The following is a 5,642-nucleotide window of genomic DNA, read 5'->3' as shown; positions in this document are numbered from 1 at the left end:
AGCCCGTCTACGTCGCCAACCCGGCCCGCGCCTGCCGCAACTGTGCCGAGCGCCTGCTCGACACGCGCGCGCCCGGCCCGCCCCCGGCGGGCACCGTGGCAGGCCCGGCCAATGCCGTGGCCACGGCCGGCAGCGCCGGTGCGCCGGCCGCGTCGGGCAGCGTCGCCGGCGTCGGCGATGCCGTCCTGCCCGCCGATGCCCATGGCGATGGGTCCCACCCGCCGGTGCTGGCGCCCCAGGTCATCGATGTGCGCAACGACTATCTGGTCACCTCCCTGATGCAGGACGTGGTGAAGCGTGGTACCGGCGCGGCGGCCATGGCGCTGGGCCGTGACGACCTGGCCGGCAAGACGGGCTCGACCAATGACCACCGCGACGCCTGGTTCTCCGGCTTCAACGGCAACCTCGTGGCCACCGTATGGGTGGGTTTCGACGACTTCAGTTCGCTCGGCAAGGGCGAGTTTGGCGCCAAGGCCGCGCTGCCGATCTGGATGTCCTACATGGGCTCGTCGCTGAAGGACCAGCCGTCCACGGTCTTGCCGATGCCGCCCGGCATCAGTACGGTTCAAATCGACCGCTACAGCGGCCTGCCCGCCGGCGCGGGCGATCCGAACGCCATGTCCGAGATCTTCAAGGTCGAGGACGTGGACCGACTGCGCAACCAGGCCAACCAGCAGCAGGAGGACCAGGACCAGCAACACGCCTACGACATCTTCTGACCCCCGGGACATCCGTCCCGCCCGTGTTCGCCCAGGCGAACGCCAGCTACCGGGAGGAACAGGCATGGCACGCGGCCAGCATCACCGCATCCACGCGCAGGATCGTCTTCAGCGCAACAGGTTGCGCGTCGCCCAGGAGGCGGCGCGACTGATGAGCGAACACGGCATCCGCGACTTCCACCACGCCAAGACCAAGGCGGCCGAGCGGCTAGGCATCCTCGACGCCCAGGCACTGCCGCGCAACAACGAGATCGAAGAGGCGCTGCGCGAACACCAGCGCATCTTCCACGCCGACAGCCAACCCCAGTTGCTGCAGGAGCGTCGCGAGGCGGCGGCCGAGGCCATGCGCTTCCTCGACCGTTTCGAGCCCCGGCTGGTCGGTGCCGTGCTCGACGGCACCGCGGATGCCCATTCGGCCGTCTGCCTGCATCTCTTCAGCGACACGCCGGAATCGGTGGTGCTGTTCCTGCAGGAGCGTGGCGTACCGCTGACCCAGCAGACGCGCCGGCTACGCACCACCCGCGACGAACAACGCGAATATCCCGTGCTGCTGTTCGCCGCCGACGGGCTGCCCTTCGACATCACCGTGCTTCCCCGCGACGCGCTGAAACAGCCGCCGCTGGATCGCATCGATGAGAAGCCGATGAAGCGGGCTTCGCTGGCGGCCGTCGAGGAGCTGCTGTCGTCGGCAGAAAACGACGACGAGTTCGAGCGGATGTTGTCGTCGGTATTGCGGTAAGACAGCGGCAGGAAATGCGAGGGCACGCACTTCCTGCCGCTACCGGCATCGCGGTCAAACCCCACTACGGGAGCGGTCCCCGCGCGCGATCGCAACACCGGAACCCGGCCTCACGTACAGGGCGTTGCATTTCCGCCATGCACTGCAAGAGGAAATCGCGCACCGTGTGCACTCCCAACAGGCAAGGCAATAAAAAAAAGCCCCGGCATGCCGGGGCTTTTTTGTTGCTCGAAGCGGGAAGCGCTTAGCGCTTGTCCGCCGCCACGTAGTCGCGCACGTCGGCGCCGGTGTAGATCTGGCGCGGACGGCCGATGCGGGCACCTGGCGTTTCGTGCTGCTCGATCCAATGCGCGATCCAGCCGGCGGTACGGGCGATGGCGAACATCACGGTGAACATCTCGGTCGGGATGCCCAGCGCCTTGTAGATGATGCCGGAGTAGAAGTCGACGTTCGGGTACAGCTTGCGCTCGACGAAGTAGTCGTCCTTCAGCGCCGCCTCTTCCAGCTTCATCGCCACTTCCAGCAGCGGATCGTTGACGCCCAGCTCGCCAAGCACCTTGTGGGTCATCTCGCGGATGATCTTCGCGCGCGGGTCGAAGTTCTTGTACACGCGATGGCCGAAGCCCATCAGGCGGAAGTTGTCGTTCTTGTCCTTCGCGCGCTTGACGGCGGTCTCGACCTTGTCGGCCGAACCGATCTCCTGGAGCATTTCCAGCACGGCCTCGTTGGCGCCGCCATGGGCCGGACCCCACAGCGCGGTGATGCCCGCGGCGATGGACGCGTACGGGTTGGCACCGGTCGAGCCCACCAGGCGCACCGTCGAGGTCGAGGCATTCTGCTCGTGATCGGCGTGCAGGATGAACAGCAGGTCCAGCGCCTTGGCGGCCACCGGGCTCAGCTCCAGCGGCTCGCTCGGCACTTCGAACATCATGTGCAGGAAGCGGTCGACGTACTCGAGGTTGTTGCGCGGATAGCGGAACGGCCAGCCGATCGAGTAGCGGTAGCAGGCAGCGGCGATGGTCGGCATCTTGGCGATCAGGCGGATCGCGGCCAGCTTGCGGTCGTCCGCGTCATCGACGTCGATGTCGTCGTGATAGAAGGCCGACAGCGAGGCCACCGAAGCGGCCAACATGGCCATCGGATGCGCGTCGTGATGGAAGCCCTTGAAGAAGTCCTTCAGCGACTCGTGCATCATCGTGTGGTGCGTGATGTCGTGCTCGAACTTCGAGAACTGGTCCTTGGTCGGCAGCTCGCCGTTCAGCAGCAGGTACGAGGTCTCGAGGAAGGTCGACTTCTCGGCCAGCTGCTCGATCGGATAGCCGCGATACAGCAGGACGCCCTTGTCACCATCGATGTAGGTGATGGCGCTCTTGGTGCTGGCCGTGCTGCCGTAACCCGGGTCGTAGGTGAAGTGGCCCGTGTCCTTGTACAGCGTGCCGATGTCGATGCATGCGGGACCGAGGGTGCCGCTGAGCAGCGGAAGCTCACTGCTGCGGTTGGTCGACTCATCCACCAACTTGACGATCTTGGATTCGGACACGGAAAACCTCCTTCACAAATGGCGTCGCCTGCCTGCCGCGGGACGCGACAGCGGGCGATTAGGGTTGATGCCGCCGTGGGGAAAGTGCGACACCTCGCCGCCCATTATCGCATATCGATCCGACAACATGCCCTAGCGGATGGTCGGATGGCGGACGCAAAAAAACACGGGGCGAGCCTGGGCTCGCCCCGTGTCCACGTGCCTGGCGCACACCCCGGACCGGCGGTATGGCGGCAGCTGCCTCGCGCTTACTTCTGCGCGTAGCGACGACGGAACTTGTCGACGCGGCCGCCGGTGTCAAGCGTCTTCTGCTTGCCGGTGTAGAACGGATGGGAATGGCTGGAGATATCCACCTTGATCAGCGGGTACTCGTTGCCGTCTTCCCACTTGACGGTTTCCTTGGTGGCGATCGTCGAACGCGTAAGGAACGCGAAGTCGGACGACAGGTCCTGGAACACCACCGGGCGATAATTCGGATGGGTATCGGGCTTCATGACTGGCTCAAAGCGGTGGGTGAAAAGAGCGGCATTTTAACTACAGACCGAAGCCTTTGGCAAGTCGGTCAGTCACTTGGACTTTTCAACCTGCTCCTGCGGCCCGGCTCAGGCGCCCAGGGCCCGGCGCACCATGGCGCCAAAACGGGCCTGATCCACCTCCATGACGATGCGGGCGTTGGCCGACCGACCGAGGCGGCGGGACCAATCCACCACCGTGGCGCCGCGGGTCAGGCGACCGTCCATTTCGACCGCGACATGGCGCTCTTCGACACGCCTGACGATCGACGGATCGATCGCCACGGCCATCGCCAGCGCGTCGGCCGCAATCACGCCGTGCCGCCCGCGCTTGAGGTTGAACGCACGCGCCGTACGGAATACCTGCTCGAAGAACGTGGCGCGCCGGTCGCCCGCCGCCAGCCAACCATCGAATTCGAGATGATCGAAGGCATGCCGAAGCACAACCTCCCAGTCGACCAGATCGAAAGACGGGAATGCCTCGAACACCACGTGCGCGGCTTCTGGATCAAAGCCGATGTTGAACTCGGCGGGAATCTTGCCGGTATTGCCCAGGCCGGTGACTGCGCCGCCCATGATGACCAGGCGCTTCACGCGCTGCGGCAACGACGGGTCGAGGCGCACGGCAAGCGCAAGATTGGTGAGCGGGCCCAATGCCACCAGCGTGAGATCGGAGCGTTCGCGCGCCAGCCTCAGGATGGCCTGCACGGCGTGCTCGTCGCTGGCGAGCGTCCTGGGCTCGGGAAACCCTACGTCACCCAGGCCATCGGCGCCGTGCACGTGCACCGCATCTTCCTCTGGCAAGCGTACCAGCGGTGTCGGACAACCGGCGAATACCGGCGTCGGCATGCCAACCAGGTCCACCAGCGTACGCGCGTTGCGCACGGTGTGGCCAAGCCCCACGTTGCCGGCGGCGATCGTCAGACCATGCACGTCGGCGTGCGCATGCGCCATCAGGATGGCGAGGGCATCGTCCACGCCGGGGTCGGTGTCGATCAGCAGTTGCGGTTTGCTCATGGTGGGTCGTCGTCTTGTTTGAACCGTGTAGCTTAGGCGGTCGCTTGCCGCAGGCAAACCCCGCTGGCCCATGTGCGTATGCGGCGGGCCTGCTGGCCTGTGACCGGAGGGAGTCCCCGTTGGTGGGCGTGCTTCCGGACCACTGCCGCGGCCCGGGTCACTTTCTCTTCGCGTGGCGTCCGTTCCCTTGTAGGAGCGCACCCTGTGCGCGACAGCCTTTCGCGCCGTCTGCACGGTTCGCTCTTCCGGCAATGCCGTTTCAGGCGATTGCTGTGTTTCGGCGACCGGGCTCGCCTGCGACCAAAGGGAGTCCTTGTGGGCCGCGAGCTTTCGAGCCGCTGCCGCGGCCGGGTCACTTTCTCTTCGCGTGGCGTTCGTTCCCTTGTAGGAGCGCCCAGTGCGCGACAGCCTTTCGCGCCGGTCTGCACATTCGTCGTTTCGATGGACGAAGATTTCTGGCGTTGCACTTGTTGGCTTCTCGCGACCTGGCTCGCCTGCCGCGGGCTTCCGAGCCGCTGCCGCGGCCCGGGTCACTTTCTCTTGCTTGCCCAAGAGAAAGTAACCAAAGAGAACGGCACCCCGCGTGGCGCTGTCTGGGCGTTGCCCAGCCAGTCCGTGAGGGGCGGCCGGGCTTTTCGACCGGGCTCCTGCCCGGACGAAAAGTGCCCGACGTCCTGTCGGGCACCCCTGCGGGGCCTGATCGACCACCCCTCACCGCCACACAGGGGATATTTGAAGGCTCGTGCCGCAGAGCGGCACATCGCGTCGAGGAGCTGAAGACTTCGGTTCGTTGTGGGAGCGCACCCTGTGCGCGACCGCGGACTGACGTGGTTGCCTCGATCTGCGATGGTCGCGACGACGCAAGGCCAAGGTGCGTTGCGGCGTTGCGGTCGCGCACTGGGTGCGCTCCTACAGAGGTAGGGAGGAATTTCGCGAGCCCCACCCCTCACCCCAGCCCTCTCCCCGGAGGGGAGAGGGAGAAAAGACGGCGGTGCGGCATGAATAGATCCCGTCACGGCTCAACGAAGTTGCCTTGAGTCCTCTCCGCTTCGGCGCGTGGCGGTGTAGCGGCTACGTTCGAGGTAGTAACGAGCCCATCCCGACTAGCCTCGGTC

The 5,642-nt window shown here is 65.6% G+C and carries 4 protein-coding genes and 1 pseudogene; 2 read left to right on the top strand and 3 right to left on the bottom strand.

Annotated features, from left to right (window positions below):
* Together JMF82_RS21515 and JMF82_RS21510 are read left to right on the top strand one after the other, a co-directional pair.
* Window positions 1–719 (top strand): annotated as a pseudogene (locus tag JMF82_RS21515) (penicillin-binding protein 1A); the annotation flags it as partial.
* Window positions 720–783: 64 nt separating this feature from the next.
* Window positions 784–1,458 (top strand): hypothetical protein, encoded by a 675-nt coding sequence (locus JMF82_RS21510; protein ID WP_201316566.1) that lies wholly within the window; start codon window positions 784–786, stop codon window positions 1,456–1,458.
* A gap of 244 nt (window positions 1,459–1,702) precedes the next feature.
* On the opposite strand, the gene JMF82_RS21505 is transcribed toward JMF82_RS21510, so the two are convergent.
* The 3 genes from JMF82_RS21505 to JMF82_RS21495 all read right to left on the bottom strand — a co-directional run bounded on the left by JMF82_RS21505 (window position 1,703) and on the right by JMF82_RS21495 (window position 4,527).
* Complete coding sequence (locus JMF82_RS21505) at window positions 1,703–2,998, bottom strand: citrate synthase (protein ID WP_201316565.1); 1,296 nt, start codon at window positions 2,996–2,998, stop codon at window positions 1,703–1,705.
* 248 nt (window positions 2,999–3,246) lie between these two features.
* Window positions 3,247–3,492, bottom strand: a complete 246-nt coding sequence (locus JMF82_RS21500) for a type B 50S ribosomal protein L31 (protein WP_038614848.1) — start codon at window positions 3,490–3,492, stop codon at window positions 3,247–3,249.
* Window positions 3,493–3,600: 108 nt separating this feature from the next.
* On the bottom strand, window positions 3,601–4,527 hold the full coding sequence (locus tag JMF82_RS21495) for a nucleoside hydrolase (RefSeq protein WP_201316564.1): 927 nt from the start codon (window positions 4,525–4,527) through the stop codon (window positions 3,601–3,603).
* Window positions 4,528–5,642: the final 1,115 nt, after the last annotated feature.

This window comes from Dyella sp. EPa41 (genome assembly GCF_016586165.1).
Taxonomy (GTDB): Bacteria; Pseudomonadota; Gammaproteobacteria; order Xanthomonadales; family Rhodanobacteraceae; genus Dyella.
This window is presented reverse-complemented; position numbering and strand designations above follow the sequence as displayed.

Coding starts and splice junctions, on each gene's coding strand:
- JMF82_RS21510 (WP_201316566.1), top strand. CDS start 784: ATGGCACGCGGCCAGCATCACCGCATCCACGCGCAGGATCGTCTTCAG.
- JMF82_RS21500 (WP_038614848.1), bottom strand. CDS start 3,492: ATGAAGCCCGATACCCATCCGAATTATCGCCCGGTGGTGTTCCAGGAC.
- JMF82_RS21495 (WP_201316564.1), bottom strand. CDS start 4,527: ATGAGCAAACCGCAACTGCTGATCGACACCGACCCCGGCGTGGACGAT.